Source organism: bacterium (Candidatus Blackallbacteria) CG13_big_fil_rev_8_21_14_2_50_49_14 (assembly GCA_002783405.1).
GTDB lineage: Bacteria > Cyanobacteriota > Sericytochromatia > UBA7694 > UBA7694.
In genome coordinates this window covers 1-19,425 of sequence record PFGG01000074.1, presented here as the reverse complement: position 1 = coordinate 19,425, position 19,425 = coordinate 1, and the positions used below count along the sequence as shown (strand labels likewise).

Below are 19,425 nucleotides of genomic sequence, written 5' to 3'. Positions count from 1 at the left end.
AGAGCAATGAACAGGTTTGAGATCAGGGTTAAAGCTTAACGGTTGATCAGGGTTAAAAACCCGGTTTTCAATTTTTGTTTTTTGACCGGTTCTTCGAAAACATCAGGTTCGACAGGGCGTGATTTGACCACCACGAGGGTCATATCGTCCTCGGGCTCCTGGCCAGCTACCCAATCATGGTAAGCCTTTAAAAGGGCCTCTTTGATCTCTGCAGCCCCTTGTTGGCGGTGTTCGATAATTATCTGTTCAAGCCGCTCAAAACCAAACTCTTCGCCCTCAGGGGTATGGGCCTCAATAATGCCATCGGTATAGTAAACCAAAATATCATGGGGAGCGAGCTGAACCGTCACCTCGTTAAAACGCACTTTATCACGCACCCCCAAGGGATAGGTCGGCTTGACCTGAATCGGCTCCATTTCTCCTGTTGCGGCGCGATAGAGATAGGGCAAATGGTGCCCTGCGCTGGAAAGTGTCACTGTTTGGTTCTGCAAATGAAAAATCGAATAGATAAAGGTCATGAACAGACGTTCTTTGGTACCGCCAAAAATCATGCCGTTCAAAGCTTCCATCATGGCCAAAACCCCTGGATCAATTTTGCCTTGCACAAACAGACAACTTTTGGCCATCGACATCAAAAGCCCGGCAGAAACCCCATGGCCATTCACATCGCCAATCGCCAGACCAAATTCAAAATCACTGATCTTGAAATAGTCGTAATAATCTCCGCCCACGGCTGCGGCCGACTGGGAATAGCCAATAATATCCAAGCTGGGAATATCGGGAATATAATCAGGCAGCATGGAGCTTTGAATATTGCGGGCAAAAGAAAGCTCCTGATCGAGCAATTCCTGTTTTTTGCGAATTTCCATCAGGTTGCGGTTTTCAATATCCAGCCCCACCTGCAGCACAATCGACTCAATCAGCTCACGGTCACGGGGGCTGAAAGTATGATTCACCGCCTGACTGCTGACATAAACTACGCCCCGCAGGGTTTCGTCCTTGCCAAAGACAGGTACACAAATCACGCTCTTGAGATCGAGGGCCATAATGCTCTTTTGAGAGGCCATCAGCGAGTCTTCCTGCATATCCACGATATCAATGCCCTGCTTCTCACTCAAGACCTTCTGAATAATGCTCTGACTGACTTTGACGGCATCCAGCGGCTTGCCACTGCCATCGCGGCTGGCTTGGCACTCCAGCTCGGCAAAACTGTCAGGTTCCTTATCAAAATCTTTGCTAATAAACATATAGCCTATTTCGGCTTTGGAAATCTTGAGACAAAACTCCAGCACCATTACCAGCAATTCCTGAAAATCAATCGTCGTCGCCAGCGCCCGGCTCAATTCATTCAGCATCGAGAGCCGCTCGGTGCGTTCCTGCAATTGATTGTGTAAATGGGCATTGATCAGCGAGATCGTGGCAAAGGTCGCCATCGACTCTACCAATTCTAAATCCTGCTGGCTGAAAGTCTGGTTAATCGCCTGCCGATCGAGATAAAGCAAGCCAATCACTTCTTCTTCGCGTTTCAGGGGCACACAGATAATCGTGCGCAAATCCAAAGCCATAATACTGGCCTGCTGAGAAAACTCAGAATCCGATTGGGCATCCTGAATCCAAAGTGATTCCCCAGTCTCAATCACTTTTTTTGTAAAGGAGCGGCTGAAACCCAAGAGCCGGTTTTTGTCTGAAGGCTTTTCAGACTCTCCCTCATCATATAACTCATCGCGGTTACGCACGACCTGCGGCACCACATTGCCATTGTCATCCTTGAGCATCAAGAGGCCACGATCGGCCTGGGAAATATCCACCACATAGGCCAGAATATCATTGAGCACATTTTTCAGGCTCAAACTGCTCATAATGATTTGGCTGAACTGATTGACACGTTCCATTTTTTCGAGTCGTTGCGAAAGACTCGAAACGCTTTCAGAGCCACCGCCCAGGCTAAAAGCTGGCAATTGCAGGGTTTTTAAAAGCTCCACCATACGGTAGCCCAATTCCTGTGCGGTTTCAGGCTGCAAAACAGAGCGCATCGGTTCAGAAGGCACAAATCCAGCGGGTTTCTGATCGCGACGCTGCTGTTTGACCCAACGCAAACGTTCTTCCACCTGACGCTGGGGCAAATGCAAACTGCGCCAGGCTTTGGCTGCAGCTTCCAGATGTTCTTCGGCCTTTTCAAAATCAGCAGAATCCAGATACCAATTGCCCAGGGCTGCCTGGCTGATTGCATTCTGAAGGGAGTTATCCGTGGCTTCGGCCAAGGCAATGCTTTGGCCAAACCATTCAGGAATTCGCAAAGAGCCTGGATTTTTGATCATTTCCAGTCGGGCTTTAAGACGCCAGGTATGCATTTGATGGTAGGGATTTTCAAGCCGATCCCCACAGGCCAGTTCATGGGCCTCATCGAGCAATGCTTCAGCCTGGGTCCACTCTTTTTTCTGCAAATAAATATCCACCAGACGGTAAAGCCCTGGCAGCAGTTGATCAGTTTTACTGCTGCGGCTGAGCGCCACGGCTTCAGCAAAAAAAGCTTCAGCATCTTCAAGATGGTGACGGTGCTCGGCGATCATGCCCTGAAGAATTTTGCCACTGGCCTGTTGATGGGGGTTTTTCATTTTTTCCCCCAGGGTGACTACCTTTTGGGCATAGCGTTCGCCTTCCGCCAAATCGCCATATTCAATCGCGGCAAAGGCCAGGCAAATCTGAAACCGGTTCTCGTGCTGAATCGGACGCCCCATTTTCTTAATCAGGGCAAAAATCTCGTCACTCAAGGTGCGAATCGCAGGGTAGCGCCCGGTCAGACTGTTGCGTACAACCTCAGGATAATAGGACCAAAAAACCAAATCAAGAAAATCATAGTTCTGGCCAATTTCAAGCGGAATGGCCGCGTAGTGGTCTTTGCCCACCGGCTCACCCAGCCAGGCGATCGCGTCTTCGCGAATAAAACAACAGAAGGCATAGGCCCAAATCAACGAGCGGTGAAGACTGTCAAAATTTTGCTTGAGAATCGTGGCTGCTTCTTCCATTTCGCGCACCAACTGACGGAACTCACCCCGGGTCAAGAGCGCATTCAGACGCCCAAACAGAATCAAACCATAGGGCACAGTGCCTGGCTTAAGCTGGGCCTGAAGCATCTGGGCCTTTTCGAGCGCCTTTTCGTTTTGACCAATCATGGTATAGCTGGAGATCAGGATGCTTTCAAACTCAATCTGGTTTTCAAGCGACTCCCCTTTGGCCTCAAGACTGGCAATCAATTTCTCACAGGTTTCAGCGCAGATAAAAGGCTGAATCATATAGCTGATCCAGGCCAATCTGCGGCGATGGGTTTCAAGACGTTCACGCTGGTCGGGTAAACCTATCAGCTTTTCAAGGATCTGAATCCCTTCGTGCATCAGCAAAGTTGCTTCCATGCGCACGGGTGCGGCCTCACCCGCTTCAATCAGATAGCGCGAAGCCTTGACCTTATCGGTGCCATTTTTGAAATGGTAGGCCAGAACAGAAACCGCTTCGCCACGGGTTTCAAGCCATTGCCCAACCTGTTGGTGTACAGGACGGCGGCGGCTGTCGTCCAAACTGTTGTAAAGGGTTTCACGCACCCGGTCATGGGGAAAGAAAAACAAATCGCCTTCACGCAGCAAAAATTGACGTTCAATCAATTCCTCAAGCAGCGGGAAAAGCTCCTCGGTGGTCACGCCACTCAAATGCTCCAACAGATTCAATTCAATGCGTTTGCCCACCACAGCGATCATTTCAATCAGCGTAACGGCATCAGGGCTCAAACGTTTCAAACGGTGCTGAATCGTATCGCCAATCGAAGCGGGCAAGCGCCATTCGGTATAGCTGTCAGGAATCACCCAAGCGGCTTTTTCACGGAAGATCAGATTTTCTTCGAGCAAATAGCGCAGCATTTCCCGAATAAAAAAGGCATTGCCCGAGGTCGCGCCATAGAAATAGGGAATAAAATCGGGCTGGTATTTGACATCGCGCAGCATTTTTTCAATCAGCTCGGCCACATGGGTGGGCGTAAAGCTCGAAAGCACCAATTGCTGAGCAGCCTGTTCCTCAATCGTCTGCCAGAGTGGGCTGTTGGGGGGCAGCTCATCATCTCGGAAAGACCCCAAAACCATAACCCGGCTTTCGCCCAATTCACGGATTAAAAAGTTGAGCAGATCAATCGAAGCCAAATCTGACCAGTGCAAATCATCGATAAACAGCACAAGTGACTTTAATTTTTTCTGGGCAGCCACCTCAGACAACCAGGCCACCACCGTTTCAAACAGCGTGATTTTTTGGTTGCGGGGATCAAAATCGGGCATGGGCGGCATGCCCTGCTCTACCAGGCGGGGCAGCAAATGAGCAAGAATCGGGCCATAGCGCGCCAAACTGACAGGCGGGGTATGGGGTAAAATCTGTTCGAGGGCATGCACCACAGGCTCATAGGCGCTCATGCCCTGTTCATTACAAATGCCCTGTACAAAGGGAATCTCCGCCAATTGAGAATGAATCTTAAACTCTTCAATTAAGCGTGATTTACCCACCCCAGCAGGGGCCGAAACAAAAACCGCCTGACTCAGCCCCTGATTGACTTTTTCCTGGGCCTGCTTCAAGCTTGCCAATTCCTGATCGCGACCAACCAGTACATGGCTGCTGAGATACGAGCTACGCTCTTCTTCACTTTCACGGGCCTCTGGCAGGCCACTGGCCGCTGCCAGATCCGCCAATAATTCAGCGGTATTGCGATAGCGGTCTTCCTGCTCACGCGCCATCATACGCGTCACGATCCGCAAGAGTTCGTCGGGCAAATCAGGACGGAAGGTTTTCAGCGGGGCAGGTTCGGAATGAATATGCGCCTTGAGCACTTCCAGAATGGTGGTGCCAATAAAGGGTTGCACGCCCGCCAAAAGCTCATAGGCCACTACGCCCAGCGAATAGATATCTGAACTTTCGTTGATCACCCCGCATTGGGGCACTTCGGGGGGCATATAGGCGACAGTGCCTGTCAACTGGCCGTTGCTGCGGTTCCCCAAAGGCTGCATCAGGCCAAAATCCATCAATTTCAGCGTGCCATCGGGCTTGATGCGCAGATTTTCAGGTTTGATATCGCTGTGAACCAAAAGTCGGGAATGGATAAAGCCCAATGCTTTTGCGGCCTGAATCAAAACCTTGTAGGCCAAAATCGCGTCGATTCTACTCAGTTCAGAAAGCTCTTGCCCAGGTACCAGTTCCATTGTGAAATAGGGGGACTGATCTTCAAGCATGCCATATTCATAGACATGAATAATATGCGGATGATTCAGACGGCTCATATACCAGAATTCTTGTTTGAACTGTAAAAAAGCGTCTTCTGAGGCAATTTTGCGCGACAAAATTTTCAGGGCAGATTCACGTTGAGAAAGTGAATCGCGCACCCGGTAAACCAGGCCCATTCCACCTTCCCCTAAAAGCCCCAAATCCTGATAACGATTGGCAATCATCCCATTATGCTGCGTCATGCTCCGCTCCTGTCAGGCTATTATACCGTGGCTCGGGCGTGAGTGCAGTCACAGTACAAAAGCTGCTGAAGCATTATAGTCTAGGATAGAGTAAAATTATAAATACTGACAATTACAGATAACGGGGAAAAATAATGCATATTCTGGGCATTGAGATCGAACGCAGCAATCCTGATTATAGTTTCTGTGGAACCCTTCGTTTTTGTGATCGCAACGATCGTTTTGGATCCCTCTTGTGGACCATGGAGTGCGAAGGACAAACCCGGATCGATGTTGCTTTCGTAAATGGCGATCTTGAAGATTGGTCTGAAGTAGCCCAATCCCATGCGCACTATCTTTCTGACAATATTATTCTGGCGATCGCGCGACGCCAGCCTTTGCCCGTTTTAAGCGGTTCTCCCGTAGATTTGCCAATGGTCTCCTAAATACTCCGGGAATTTGGTCCGGGGGCAGCGTATGCTGCCCTCTTTTTGTTTTCAAAAAATGAAAGGTCTTCTCCGTTTTGAAAATCCTGCTCAGCGGCCAAATTTCAAGGGACGGGCTTTAGGTTTCGCGTTCAAAAAACACCCCAAAGCAAACCCGCCAGCGCTCAAGCAAACGCAAAAACCAGAGTTCACAGGCTGCTGAATCACGGCGCTGAATCGCAAGATTCAGGGCTTGTTGTTCTAAGCGGGTGGGCCAGAAAATCAAAAGAGGCAGCATCATGCTGACAAAAGAAAAGGGGGCCTCATATCCCTGTCGTTTCAGTTCTTTCGCCAAAAGAGCGTAGAGAATTTCCTTGTCCACCGTACTGAAATAGTCCTGCCAGGTTTCAGACAGGGGGTGCGCCGCTGAAAACCCTTGAATTTTCTGATGGGCGCGTTTATCGCCCCAATATTGCAGGCCATTAAAAGTACTCTCAAGCAAACTTTCATGCCAGGCCACGCCCAACCAAGCTGCCAAACGGCGCATTTCTGCCTCTGGCTGCACATGCAAGGCTTCGAGTTGCTGTTCATAAATCGCAGGCTGGTAGCGTTTGCGCAAGACTTTCCAACCCATCAGCTGGTGCGAATAATAGTTCAAAAACATGCCCTCAAAAACCGCATCTTCATAGGTATAGTCAGGCACGAGCTTGCCATAGCGCCCCTCGCGCTGATCTTCCACGAACATGCGCAAATGCGAAAACAAGCCCCGCATCGGTTCACGCACCATGCCCAAAACGCGGGTTTCAGGAAAATCTTTGAAAATAGTTTCAGTACAGATATTCATAAAGGGCCTGTGTAGCTGGTAAGCAATCAGGTGTTTCTCAGAAATATCCCGCCCCTGCGCCATTTCATAGGCATAATGCAGCAGCAGCAGAAACTGTTGCGTGCTCAGCTCAAAGGCATCGGCAAAAAAGCTATGCACCAACAACTGAAAGGCCTGTTTAAAATCTGAGCTACTAACCGCCAAAACGGTTTGCTGATCGGGCCCCAACTGATTCAAATGACAGCCCGTGGTGTCTGGATCTGCATAAAAAAGAGAGGGAAAAAATTCCGCAAAGCTATCCAGCAAATCGGGCAGCGTAAATGATTGCGACTTCTGCACCAAGGCCTGGAGCATGCGCGGCCAGACCTCATAAAAGGTCATCAGTACCGTCGCCGGTGTGGTCAGAATTTCAGGGTGCCCATCGAGCAAACTCTGAAGAAAGACACTGCCACTGCGCCCCCAGAAGAGTAGAATCACCATCTCTGTCTTGAGTAGCTCCTCTTTCTGCTTGACCTGCTCAAGCCCCAAAGCCTTGAGCAAGGCAGTACGCAGACCCAGCGGAGGAGCATGGAGTTGCTTTTTTAAAACTTCAAGCGGATCACCTTCCCACAACTGAACCGGCAACTCAGCCCACAAGCTTTCTGAGGTTTCAAAGCGCTGAGACGCAAACGGAATCTCCATCGCCAGCGCCTGAACAGCCTGACGCAGACAGGTCTCAGGCGCTTGGCTCAGGGAAAGACAAGCTCTGGCTTGCAGCAGCAGAAGCGGCAAATGGGTCAGCTCATAGGTTTGGAAGCTCACCGCAGGAAGGCCTGCTCTGCCTTGTTCAAGAAAATGCCGCTGAAGCTGATTCAAACGCTCAGGCTCAGCGGGTACTAAAAACAACCATTCCAACACAAGGCCCGCCTGAAAAGCAGCACAGGCCAAATCCAGCCCCTGCGCCAACGAAGCTTCAGGATCTGTTTCGTCTAAAATCAAGATCAACTTCTCTACTGTTTTGGCAGCAGCTTTCTGAACCTTCTGAATCTTTTCGGGATCAAAAAGATGGGGAATGGTACGTAAATGAAGCGTCATCAGCTCTCCAATCCAAGTGGGCCATCAAAGCGGAAAAATCTCACCCTCTGTATCTAATCGCATTTTTCTAAAGCCGAAAACGCACTTCTTTTTCACGCTCACTGGGGGGGGGTTCCTCTTTTTCAGCCCGGCTGCGACAGGCGCGAATCCAAAGATTGGCAGTATCCGCAGGTACCGAAGTAAATTGTTCGCCATGGCGGCGAATCACCTCGCCCTGGTTCGCCAAAATCCAGAGATCCTGTTTCAGGATCAGCTTGCCCACCCAAGGGTAAAAAAGCCCCACCCAAGGGTTCAAAAATCCCATTTTCCAGGTTACGTGCACAAATACACGGGTTTCAAGCGTATCCAGAGGCACACAAACCTGCCAGCCCGTCATTTGGCGCCCGGCCCCCAAGCCATAGGCCACCTGAACAATCGAAGGCAGAATAAAGCTGTCCTGGTGTACGATTTTGTCCTTGACCAATAAGCGGCCCAAAACACTGCTTTTGTCTTCTTCTTCGTCAATATCAATCACAACACCTGTGGTTTGGGCCTGCACACGGGTACGCGCTTCATGGCTGGCAGGCGTGCGAAAGAGACCGCCATGAATATAGCCGGTATGGGCACAGTCGATAAAGTTCTCGACCACATTGGCAACCGAATTGGGCACATCGGCTTGTAGTCGGCCCCAGCCCCAACCCGCTTCTTCAAAATGGGGAAAAACAAAGGGCGTTTCTGCCTCGCGGGGAGCGCGATCGCCCAGCCAGAGCCACAGATAGCCCTGCTGCTCACGCAGCGGCAGCGGCGAGAGATGGGCCCCTGGGGGAATTTTATCTTCTTGATTCAAAGAGGGGATATACACACAGCGCCCACGGGCATCAAACTCCCAGCCATGATAGGGGCATTGCAGACAGCCTTTGCGCAATTTGCCGCGAGAAAGCTGAACATTGCGGTGGGGGCAGCGGTCAGGCAAAGCTGTGGCTTTGCCCTCAGGGGAACGAAACAAAACCACGCCTTCGCCATGTAAACGGCGGGCCAAGGGTTTGCCTGCTTTCAGCTCATGGGATTCAGCAACAATATACCAGGCATTGCGCACAGTGAATTCTCCTGCGGAGCCCCCTAGTGATTGAGACTCCAATCATACTCCTGATATGATACCGCAAGCCGGGCTCCCTGTTCCAGCAGGAAAGCCTTTTCTTCAGGACTCTGACGGTATTCTGCCAAAAAGTGGATCAGGTCAGCCTTTGAGCCAAAATCTTTGCCATACCAATCCAAAATTTTCGAGAGCTTGAGGCGATTTCGAGGTCGATCCAACACGACATTCTCACTGTTCACAAAACTGCTGGCTGCCAGTTTGAGCTGCTCCTCGATTTTTTCTTCCTGGTAGGTGCCAATCGGAGGGCAGGATTTTGAACCACAGACCAGGGTAAAATGAATCCGGGGTTCCAGTTGCGCCAGAACATGTGCCAGACGGGGATCTCCCGCGCCAAAGGGTTTCCGAGCAAAGAGATGTTTTTTGAGATTGCCACGCAGAATGCCATGTTCAATCTGATCCAAACTGTAGCTTTCTGCACCAATTTGATACGCCACCCCTTCAAAAAAATGGGGCACTTCACGGACTGAATTTTTAATATCCAGGGCAATAATGCCATGCACTGTCAGCGCATTGTAGAGGTTGATCCAAAAAGCCAGACGGGCCGCCTGGGTGGTAAGCAGTCTCAGATCAAAATGTTGAAGCAGCGCTGCCGATTGCTGGTAGCGGGCATAGCCTTCTGAGCCTTTCATGGCAGCATAGTTCACGCCCCCAGTCTCAAGGTCAAAAAACTCTCCTTTGAGGGCATTGATGGCCTGTTTTAAGTGCTGAGCGACCTGCTCAGGGCTTTGATCACTGGCAGGCTTTTGGGCATTGAGTAAATAGGTTTCCACTGTGTTTTCCTTTCTATTTCAGCAAAGGCGCAATTACTTCAAAGCCCTTGCGCTCAGGATCGGTTTCAATCAGATTGAGATGAAAGCCCCGGTTCATGCCAATCCGCACAAACCCTTTGTATTTGGTCAGTTTGTCCAGTGAGCCCAAGCCAAACCCTTTGCGGGGTTCCACCGTGCGGGCATAAAAAAGCTTGAGGGCTTCTGTGGCATAGGGCTGCGCGGAGACATAGAGTGCCCCGCCAATATCTCCCGTTTTAATCAGCTGCTTTTTAACACTGATCACCTTGTCGATAAAGGCATTCAGCTCCGATTCCGTTCCCGAGCCAAAGCCGATCAGGCTCAATATTTTTTTGTAATTTTCACCTTTGACCTGCCCATGGGCCACCAGTTGAAAGCGATGCGTTTTGCCATCCTCTCCCAAGAGATCCTCTTCACAGGCCAGGCTTTCAATCGCGGGAATCCAGCTGTAAATATACTTCAGGCTGTTGATATTCCCGCTGGAATTGAGCAGGTAGAAATACTCGCGAATCATCCAATCTGCCAATTGCCGATGCAGAGAGGCTTCAACCAATTCACGGGGATCAAGGCGCTGCCCCAGAATTTCAAAACGGGGCAAAGCCGCTTGTTCCAACTCAAAGCGGCTATTCTGTTTGGCTTCTTGAATCAGGTGAATGGGAATTTCTTCTGTGCCTTGATCGACAAGCGTCTGCAAGCTTGTTTTGGCAGGGTCGGCATAGACCAAATTCAATTTGCTCTTTTGCAGAACAGCTTCCAGGCTGGGCCCAAAGAGTTGCAGTTGGGGTTTGTAAATATCCAGCAACACCCCCTCTTCATCTGCCAGGGCTTTGAGATCCTGCCAGGTATCTGTAACCAGCGCTTCGCTGTGCGAGGGCACAGCGAACAGTTGTTGACCGGCTTCATAGCCATAATAATAGAGGTTCTGGCGGGCCTGGCAAACCACATAGCCCGTAAAGGGCTCCTCTGGGCTGGAAAGATTTTCGATCAAAGGCACCAAATCCATCAAAGAGGAATCCAGATTTTTTTGCAGGGGCTGACCAGCTTCAGCCAGAATCTGCCCCAGTAAAGCGGGCACAGCCTGAAGATTTTCGGGGGGCAGACACAATTCTATTTGAGCGGGTTGGGCAGGCAATTGGGCAAAAACTGCCTGGTTCAATCTGCCGTTTTCGAGATCCAGGGCCCCGACAAACTGGCCCTGGGTCAAAAAGAGATGAATCTGCGAATTCAGAAGCAAAACGCCACTCAAAGCAGGGCCGACCAAAGCGGGCTCCATCAATCTTCGCAGCACCTGTTCCAGGCTGAGATGGGATAAGTTTTCACGCTTCCAGTCTTTGATCAGCGAAGGCACCCATTCACGCCGCTGCTTCAAGGCTGAAATCAGTTCTCTGTCGATGGTGGTTTTGCGCATCAAGGTTGAATCTTTGAGGCGGGGGCCACTGCTGCGGGTGGGGCTTTCCCCTTCCCCCTGATTGAAACTCAGACTGAAATGGGCCGAAGCATTAAACTCTCCCGTATCCAATAAACGCGAAAGGTCTTTGCCCATTTCTCTGGCACTGGCATAGCGCTCATCGGGAGATTTTTTCAGCGCCCGCTGCACAATCAGCTCCAAAATTTCAGGCACCTGGGGGTTCAAGGCTCGAATCGAAGGCGGGGCTTGAGAGGAGGTCAAGATCTCAAGAATCAACTGGCTGATGCTTTCCGACTGGTAAGGGGTTTTTCCTGTCAGAAGTTCATACAGCGTCACCCCCAAGGCATAGAGATCAGTACGGGGATCTACCCGTGAGGCATCCTGCAATTGCTCAGGCGAGGTATAGAGAATACTGCCCATCACCGAACCTGCCTGGGTCAGTTTGGCCCCCTCGGTATGCAGTTGGGCAATGCCAAAATCCATCAGTTTGGCAACCCCCTTGGGCGAAAGAATCATATTCGCCGGTTTGATATCACGGTGAATAATCTGGTTTTCATGGGCATAGGCCAAAGCGCTGCAAACCTGCGCCCCCACACTGGCAGCCACCGGAGCAGGAATCGAACGGCCTTCACCAGCCAGACTGGAGAGCGGTTTGCCCTCGGCAAACTCCATGATCATATAGTACTGGTTGTTCTCTTCGCCGATATCATAAATACTGACAATATTGGGATGTGAAAGCCTCGCCACCACCTTGGCCTCACGGCGAAACCGCTCAACCGCCTCACTGTGTAATTTTTGAGCACTGGCACTTTCTCCCCCACCCCCCAGATTGAGCACCTTGATGGCTACCGGGCGCTCAAGACGCTTGTCGAGTCCCTTATAGACCACACCCATGCCGCCACGGCCCACTTCTTTTTCAATCGTATAGTTTTTTTCAAGACTGCCAAGCAATTGCTGAAAGGTATCCACCATGACCTGAGGCTCCTGTATTTCACATGAAAATTCTAAAAGGTTCAACTTATCTTAAGCGAAATCGCAAGCATTTGTTTGTCAGCTATCCGACCTTTGCAATGCTATACTGAGAAAAATTTTTGCTCCCTTGCGAGAAAGCCCCATGATTGTACCGTCTAAAAAATGGAGTTGGCTGCGGGTTCTGTTTCAGATCCGGGGCACGGTTCTGCCGATGATCTGGCGCAGAGTCTTGGCAACCACCCTCTTCGCCATCCTGCTGACCTGGTTACATGCCCGTTATGGTTGGTTTCAAATCAGCCTGACGCCCTTGCCTTTCACGGTTTTGGGGCTTGCCTTGAGTATTTTCCTGGGCTTTCGCAACAGCACCAGCTATGATCGCTTCTGGGAAGGCCGCAAACTTTGGGGGCAATTGGTCAATACCAGTCGCAGCCTGGCCCGCCAGTGCCTGAGCTATTTCAAAAGCGAAAGCGAAAAACCTGCCCTGCGCAGTTTGCAGGAAGAGATCATTCGCCTGCAGATTGCCTATGCCCATGCCCTGCGTCTGCATCTGCGCCAGCAGAACATGGAAGGGCTCAGCCCCTGGCTCAGCCCCCAGCAAGCGGAAGCCGTCAGACAATCCAACAACGTCCCTGTCTATCTGATGCAGGAAATCAGCGACCGTCTGGCCCTGGCCTGCCAAAAGGACTGGCTGAACCCCCTGCACCTGCCTTTGCTCGAAGAACGCGTGCATGAACTGAGCATTTTGCAAGGGGGCTGTGAACGGATTCTCAAAACACCGATTCCCTTCGCCTATATCGGACTGATGCACCAATTGGTGGTTCTCTATTGCTTTGCCCTGCCCTTTGGTCTGGGCGAACATTGGCAAGCCCCCCTGCTCGTGGCGGTCATTTCTTACGCCTTTCTGGGGCTGGATGCGATTGGGGATTCGATTGAAAACCCCTTCGATATCGCCCCCAATGATCTGCCCCTGGAGGCCATCTGTCGCACCATTGAAAGCAATCTGCTGGAACTCATCGGCGAAACCGATCTGCCGCCTCCGCTGGTGCCCAATCAAAAGGGGATTTTACTTTAAACAGCTTGAAGGCGTTTAACTGGGGGTGGCAAGCGCATCTCTGAATTTATCGTTTAAGCGGTGAATGCGATCGGAGAGCAATTTGAGAAACCGAATCGCCAGCTGGGGTTGCTGTTCCATGCTCGCCAGGAAATTCTCCTTTAAAACCACCATCACATCGGTTTCTTCAAGCGCCGTCACGGTGGCTGAACGTGGACGGTCGTCCAAAACCGCCATTTCACCCACAATATCGCCATCTGCCAGTTGGGCCAATTCCTGTTCATGGCCCTCACTGTGGGTCTGATGTACTTTGACACGGCCCTGCATAATAAAAAAAACCCGGTCACCGGCTTCTCCCTCTCGAAAGAGAATTTCACCGGCAGAAAAAGTCTGAAGTTGAGGATTCACGGAATTTACCATATTAGAGTTCCCTCGCAGGTTATTTCACAAAGATCATAGCATATCGCGCAAATTTTTCATTTCTTTCAATCAGACAGGGTTCCTCTCCCACCGACACAACAAAGCCCCCACCATCGGCAAAAATCTGCTGGAAAGCCCAGCCACAACCTGTGATAAGATAGGGGAGAATTCGTACCGGAAAGGAATGATGCCATGCGCCCTCTTCTGATCTCTTTACTGGCCGGCAGTCTCTTGCTGGCAGCCTGCACAGGTTCTGCCAATTCTGGCACCCCCAGCTCACCATCTAGCAATACTTCGATCAAAACCCTGCAAGCCCCTACCAGCGCTGAACTTCAAGCGGTTCAAGACAGTGGTCTGGCCCAAGCCCAAACCCGTTTTGGCTTGGATCTGTTTCGCCAGGTGGTCGCAGAAAAGCCCAATCAAAACCATTTTATTTCTCCGCTCAGTGTAGCCATCGCCCTGGGCATGGTCTATAACGGTGCAACAGGCACTACCCGCCAGGAAATGGCAAAAACCTTGCAGATTGAGGGCATGGATCTCGCCAAGCTCAACCAGGCCCAGCTCACCCTGCGCAAACGCCTGATGAACCAAGGCAGTGGCGTGCGTATCGATCTCGCCAACGCGATCTGGGCCCGCAAAGGCACAGAATTTAACCCCAATTTTCTCAAAACCAATCAGGATTTTTTCAATGCCCGCACCACGGCTCTGGACTTTGCCGACCCGCTTTCGGTTCAGACCATCAATGCTTGGGCCAGCGACAATACCCAAGGAAAAATCCCCAAGGTGATCGACAAGATCGACGCCCAAACCCTGATGCTGCTGATGAATGCAATTTATTTCAAAGGCAGTTGGAATACCCCCTTTGAGAAAAGCCAAACCCAAGACCGTGCTTTCAAAGACGCCACGGGCAAAACCAGCCAAACCGCGATGATGCGCCGCTACGGCAAATTTCGCTACCTGCGCGACAGTGGCCAGCAGTTTCAAGCTGTGGCCCTGCCCTATGGCCAGGACAAAAGCGTCAATATGGTCGTCTTTTTGCCGGATCCCGAAAGCAAGAGCTCTGAATTCCTGAACAAACTGACAGCCTCCCAATTGGAAGATTGGTTGAGCCGCTTTCGCAGTCAGGATGGCGAGGTCGTATTGCCCCGTTTCAAACTGGAATACGAAGTGGGCTTGAATCAGGTGCTCAAAAATATGGGCATGGAAATGGCCTTTGATGAATCCCGCGCCGATTTTTCTGATTTGATCAGCAGTGAAAAGGCCTTTATTTCACAGGTAAAACAGAACAGTTTCGTGGAAGTCAATGAAGAAGGCACCGAGGCCGCCGCTGTCACCACCGTGACTGTCGGTGCAACCAGCGTGCAATTGCCCCAGGAGCCCTTTTCCTTTGTCGCAGACCATCCCTTTGTCTATCTGATTTATGATCAGACGGCACATTCTATTCTGTTCAGCGGCGTTCTGAATACACTCTCTTAAGAGGAGATGCGCATTCAAAATCGAAAGGCGCTCAAAGCTTTTCACCCTGATACCTTCAACCAGCTCGAGAACCTGATCGACAGTCCCTTCCAGGCCGTTGATCAGGGACTCGAATTTCTCAATCGAATCTGGCCCTACCAGCCAGAAGAAAAATTATCCCAGCAAGCAAATGCTGTTGTATTTGGACTCCCTCACCCCCAAGAGCTGACAAAACTATTGGATAATGAGCCGCAACGTCTTTTGATAGTAGACTCTCAGCCTGAGCGTGCCTGGACTCAATTGAATGCGTTTGATTATTCCCAAAGTTTAGAAAATAAGGCACTGGATCTGCGCATTGCACCCCCTCAAGATCTTTTACAGGAATTTCCCCTTGCGCTTCAGCGTTTTCACGATCTAAGAGCGTTGGAGTGGAGGGAAACACAACCCGCCACAGAATTGGCAGAAATGATGAATGGTGTTTTTCTGAAGACCACCTTTCGGGATTGGAAAGAAAAACTGACGCAAATTCCCACGCCAACAGAATCTGCCTTCCAAATTTACCATCTCTACGAAAAGCTTGAACACTTCACCCACCTGGCCTATCAGACCTATCCTCTAAGCTGCACTTCTGGTTGTTCTGATTGCTGTAAAAAAGACACACCGCTTTTGATATCACTTTATCCAGGCGAATGGTGGGTTATGTGGCTGGAAATAAAAACCTGGCCTGAAGACCAACAGAAAAATCTCGCAGACAGCTTGATCCGTTGGGCTAAATCTGAGTTTTTATTGCTGCAAGCGCTCTTTCAACTTTTTGATCAAAACCAGACATCACTCGCCACTGCCGAGTTCTCAAGCCTACAGTTGGATTTAATCCAAAAGCACAAACACACTGTGCCCTGTTTTTTTCTGAATCAAACCAACGGACACTGTCAAATATACAAGGACAGGCCCCTGACCTGTCGGCTTTTTGGGGCCAGCCAATATTTCGGAAAACAGCCCTATACCTGTGAAAAAGACTGGCCAGAGCACGAGCAAATTCTTAAAATGGAAGGCTCAACCCATCGATTGGTAGATGCTGATCTTTGGCGCCGGCAGCTCAGTGAAATTCAAGTGCATACCCCCTATAAAATGCCAATGGCACTCTGGCTCTTCACCCATCTCGATCCCCAAACAGGCAACTGGCTTTCCCAAGCCAGATTCGACTATGCCCAATTTCAAACCTGTTTCAAAATCGATTGAAATAGAAACTGCAAATGAATTGTCTCAAGTTATTGAAGGACAGGGGGGCTGTCTTCTGAAACGGGCAGAAAACCCAAAGACTGGGCACTGGCCAAAGCCACATCGGCAATCTTCAGCATATGGGTATCGGGGTATTCTTGAGTGGCCCCTGTAATACAGGCCATGAGCTGCATGACATAGGCCATTAAATCTTCACCTGAAGAAAATTCAATCGGCGCGCCCAAATCCTCTTTCAGCGCAAAGACAATATCCACAGTGGTCGCCAAACGGTTCTGTTCGCTGGCATTCAGCCAGTCGTGAATCGTTTTATCGTGAAGCGTGCCACCTTCCCACCAACGGGAGTGATTATTTTCAATGCTGCTCATGCGCCCTATTATCGCATGATTTTTCAGCTGAAAACAGTAACACGGCACACGCTTCAAGCATACACAGAAGGGTTTACACCCCTGTGCTATGATCATAACAGCAGCCCAAGCAGTCGGAAAAGCCATGGAAACACAATTAAGAGGCGAAAACCAGCGCCGTTATACCCAAATCAAAGGCCTGACAGAAAGTCAGGATTTGAGTACTTTTCAAGCCTATAGCACAGAGCGCAGCAGCCCGGTCATTCTCAAAGAACTGCGCCTGGGGCATTTGAGTGATTGGAAAACCCTGAGTTTATTCGAACGCGAAGCCCGTTTACTGGCCCATCTCAACCATCCCCAAATTCCTGCCCTGCTCGACTATTTCAGTCAGGATACGGAAGGAGAAGTCTGTTTTTATCTGGTCTCTGAATGGATTGCAGGGCAAACCCTGGCTACCCGTTTAAAAAGCCATTGGCTGCCCCGTGAAACAGAAGCGGTTGAAATCGCCCTGCAAATTCTGGAGATTCTGATCTATCTGCAAAATCTCAACCCCCCTGTAATTCACCGTGATCTGAAACCTTCAAATCTGATTCAAAATCCAGAAAATAAAATCTTTTTAATCGATTTTGGGGCCGTTCAGGAATTACTCAGACCCACGGGCGAAGAAGAATTCACACTGATCGGCACCCCAGGCTATGCCGCCCCTGAACAATTTACAGGCCGGGCTCTGCCCCAAAGTGATCTCTACGGTCTGGGAACCAGCCTGGTTCACCTCTTGACGGGGCGCAACCCACTGGAATTGCCCCGCAAACAGGGAAAACTGCAATACCGGGGGTTTACGCAATGCTCACTTCCCTTTTTGGAATGGCTCGATTATCTGCTCTGCCCCGATCCGCTCGAACGCTTTCCAGATGCGCAAACGGCCTTTGATACCCTGAACCGCCTGTATCCCGGTCTGGCCCCCCCCAAACACACCCCTGCGCCCCCCAAAACCCTGCCAGCTGTGCAGATGCCCCGGCCCCAGCCAAGGGCTGAAAAAACAGAAAAGCCAGCCAGCTTGCAGCCAGGTCAGCTCCTGTTTGGAAAATACCAGGTGGGCACCCTGCTGAACAGAGGAACACGCAGCCAGGTCTATCTGGCCCAAAGGCTTCAGCCCCCTCAGGAAGTCATTCTCAAGGTCTTGAGTTTAAAGCAGGTACACGTCTGGAAAGAGCTTGAACTCTTTCGCAGAGAAGCCGACGCTTTGCGGCAACTCAAACACCCCCAGATTCCAAAATTACTGGAATTTATTGAAGAATCCCAAGATGCCGATCTGCGCCTTTACCTGCTCTCAGAAAAAGTGCAAGGAGAAAGTCTGAGTGAAAAACTTGCCAAAGGCTGGCGACCCGAGAGTCTTGAGGTTTGGAATCTGGCCGATCAACTGCTCGAAATTCTGGTGTATTTACAAAGTCTTTCTCCAGCGATTGTCCACCGCGATATCAAACCCTCCAATCTGGTGCTCGACCCGGATCAGAAACTCTGGCTGATCGATTTCGGCGCCGTGAATCAGCGCTTTCGCAGCCAGGGCGGCAGTGGCTCCACCCTGATTGGAACCGCTGGCTATATGGCCCCTGAGCAATTTGCTGGCAAAGCCCTGCTGCAAAGCGATCTCTATGCCCTGGGAGCCACGCTGGTGCATTTGCTCAGTGGCTTACCGCCCGCTGAACTGCCTCAGCAGGATTTTAAAATTCAATTTGAAGCCGTGACCCATTGCAATCAAAGCATGCAGCAATGGCTGGGCAAACTCTTGGAACCCGACCCCCATCTGCGCTATGAATCAGCGCAGGAAGCCCGTCTGGCTTTTCAATATGCCCGCAACAAAGCCTCGCTTCCAGTCTCAAATGCCGACCCGCGCCTGAACACACAGCTACCCAAAATCCGCCCTGGCACCCCCCCTGGTGAGATTTGCAAGATTCTGTTTAAAGAACTTGAATACGCCGAAAGCCCCTCAGGATTTTCCCTTTTTATTTCCAACCACCCCCTTCCCCAGCTCAAACTGAAGCAGGATCTGGGTCTGTATGCCTTTCAAGGGCTCAAATGGGCAAGCTGTGGGGCAGGTTTGCTGCTGTTTTTACCCCTTGGCCCGCTCAATTTTTTCAAGGCCCTGGCCTGGTACAGTCTCTTGCCTGTTTTGCTCGAAAAACTCCAAACCCACTGGCTCCAGCTGCCGGGCAACTTACGCCCCAAGCGCTATAAACCGATGCCTTTGAGCCTGGAATTCAATTCAGAAAGACTGCTTTTGCGGGCCTTTGAAACCCCTGTCAAAAATCTCGCAGAAGACAGAGCCTGTCAGGCCAAAGCAACAGAATGGAAAGCGGATCAAAAAAAGCGACAGGTACGCAAACCTCTGCTTTACAAAGAAAAAGAATGCGCCTGGGCAGATCTCAAAGAAATCACACTTCAACCCCTCACTGAAGCGCAAAGCCCAGGCCCCTGGCAACTGGAACTGAAAACCCATCAGGCGCAAAGCACCTCTCTCAGTCCTTTGCTCTGGCTTCAGCCAGATGAAGCACAAAGATTGGGAACAATACTTTCAGAAATTGCTGACTATTATCGGCCCCCCCAAAGCCATTTCACTCGAACCCTCAGCCCGCTCAAAACGGGGGTTCCGCTGCTGGATCGCCTGAAATTTATCACGCTGTGGAGCGTTCTTTTTCTGTTGGTGGGCCTGATGCAGGTTCCCTATGCCCCGCCAGAAAAGCAAGACCGCGTCAACGCCGCACGTCAGCGGGACGCACTTGAAGCCCTGAGAAGAGCCGAAAACGGCCCCCAAAATATTCT

The 19,425-nt window shown here is 50.6% G+C and carries 12 protein-coding genes; 5 read left to right on the top strand and 7 right to left on the bottom strand.

The window, feature by feature from the left end; genetic code table 11:
- Nucleotides 1–35 precede the first annotated feature (35 nt).
- Nucleotides 36–5,492 carry a hypothetical protein gene (locus tag COW20_20965; protein PIW45171.1) on the bottom strand — a complete coding sequence of 1,819 codons (5,457 nt, stop codon included), beginning with the start codon at nucleotides 5,490–5,492 and terminating at the stop codon, nucleotides 36–38.
- 134 nt (nucleotides 5,493–5,626) lie between these two features.
- On the opposite strand from COW20_20965, the gene COW20_20960 reads away from it, so the two are divergent.
- Nucleotides 5,627–5,917 carry a hypothetical protein gene (locus COW20_20960; GenBank protein ID PIW45170.1) on the top strand — a complete coding sequence of 97 codons (291 nt, stop codon included), beginning with the start codon at nucleotides 5,627–5,629 and terminating at the stop codon, nucleotides 5,915–5,917.
- A gap of 118 nt (nucleotides 5,918–6,035) precedes the next feature.
- Here the strand turns inward: COW20_20960 and COW20_20955 are convergent, their stop codons facing one another.
- From COW20_20955 to COW20_20940, 4 genes are all read right to left on the bottom strand, one after another.
- Nucleotides 6,036–7,793 carry a hypothetical protein gene (locus COW20_20955; GenBank protein ID PIW45169.1) on the bottom strand — a complete coding sequence of 586 codons (1,758 nt, stop codon included), beginning with the start codon at nucleotides 7,791–7,793 and terminating at the stop codon, nucleotides 6,036–6,038.
- Nucleotides 7,794–7,860: 67 nt separating this feature from the next.
- The gene (locus COW20_20950; GenBank protein PIW45168.1) at nucleotides 7,861–8,910 is read right to left on the bottom strand and encodes a hypothetical protein; all 1,050 of its coding nucleotides are present in this window, start codon (nucleotides 8,908–8,910) and stop codon (nucleotides 7,861–7,863) included.
- On the bottom strand, nucleotides 8,892–9,698 hold the full coding sequence (locus COW20_20945) for a DUF547 domain-containing protein (protein PIW45167.1): 807 nt from the start codon (nucleotides 9,696–9,698) through the stop codon (nucleotides 8,892–8,894). Before COW20_20945 ends, COW20_20950 begins: the two co-directional genes overlap by 19 nt.
- A gap of 13 nt (nucleotides 9,699–9,711) precedes the next feature.
- Nucleotides 9,712–12,096: a hypothetical protein gene (locus COW20_20940; GenBank protein ID PIW45166.1), complete on the bottom strand. Its 2,385-nt coding sequence runs from the start codon at nucleotides 12,094–12,096 to the stop codon at nucleotides 9,712–9,714.
- A gap of 142 nt (nucleotides 12,097–12,238) precedes the next feature.
- Here COW20_20940 and COW20_20935 point away from each other — a divergent pair, with 142 nt between their 5' ends.
- A complete protein-coding gene (locus tag COW20_20935; GenBank protein ID PIW45165.1) occupies nucleotides 12,239–13,168 on the top strand; it encodes a hypothetical protein in 930 nt (309 codons plus the stop codon).
- A gap of 15 nt (nucleotides 13,169–13,183) precedes the next feature.
- Here COW20_20935 and COW20_20930 read toward each other — a convergent pair whose 3' ends face one another.
- Nucleotides 13,184–13,567, bottom strand: a complete 384-nt coding sequence (locus tag COW20_20930; protein PIW45164.1) for a hypothetical protein — start codon at nucleotides 13,565–13,567, stop codon at nucleotides 13,184–13,186.
- A 192-nt stretch (nucleotides 13,568–13,759) separates the two neighbouring features.
- Here COW20_20930 and COW20_20925 point away from each other — a divergent pair, with 192 nt between their 5' ends.
- Both COW20_20925 and COW20_20920 read left to right on the top strand, forming a co-directional pair.
- Nucleotides 13,760–15,043, top strand: a complete 1,284-nt coding sequence (locus tag COW20_20925) for a proteinase inhibitor I4 serpin (protein ID PIW45163.1) — start codon at nucleotides 13,760–13,762, stop codon at nucleotides 15,041–15,043.
- Nucleotides 15,044–15,049: 6 nt separating this feature from the next.
- Nucleotides 15,050–16,261: a hypothetical protein gene (locus tag COW20_20920; protein PIW45162.1), complete on the top strand. Its 1,212-nt coding sequence runs from the start codon at nucleotides 15,050–15,052 to the stop codon at nucleotides 16,259–16,261.
- 29 nt (nucleotides 16,262–16,290) lie between these two features.
- On the opposite strand, the gene COW20_20915 is transcribed toward COW20_20920, so the two are convergent.
- Nucleotides 16,291–16,626 carry a hypothetical protein gene (locus COW20_20915; GenBank protein PIW45161.1) on the bottom strand — a complete coding sequence of 112 codons (336 nt, stop codon included), beginning with the start codon at nucleotides 16,624–16,626 and terminating at the stop codon, nucleotides 16,291–16,293.
- Nucleotides 16,627–16,714: 88 nt separating this feature from the next.
- Between COW20_20915 and COW20_20910 the strand changes: the two genes are divergently transcribed.
- A partial coding sequence (locus COW20_20910) for a hypothetical protein (protein ID PIW45160.1) occupies nucleotides 16,715–19,425 on the top strand: 2,711 nt, incomplete at its 3' end.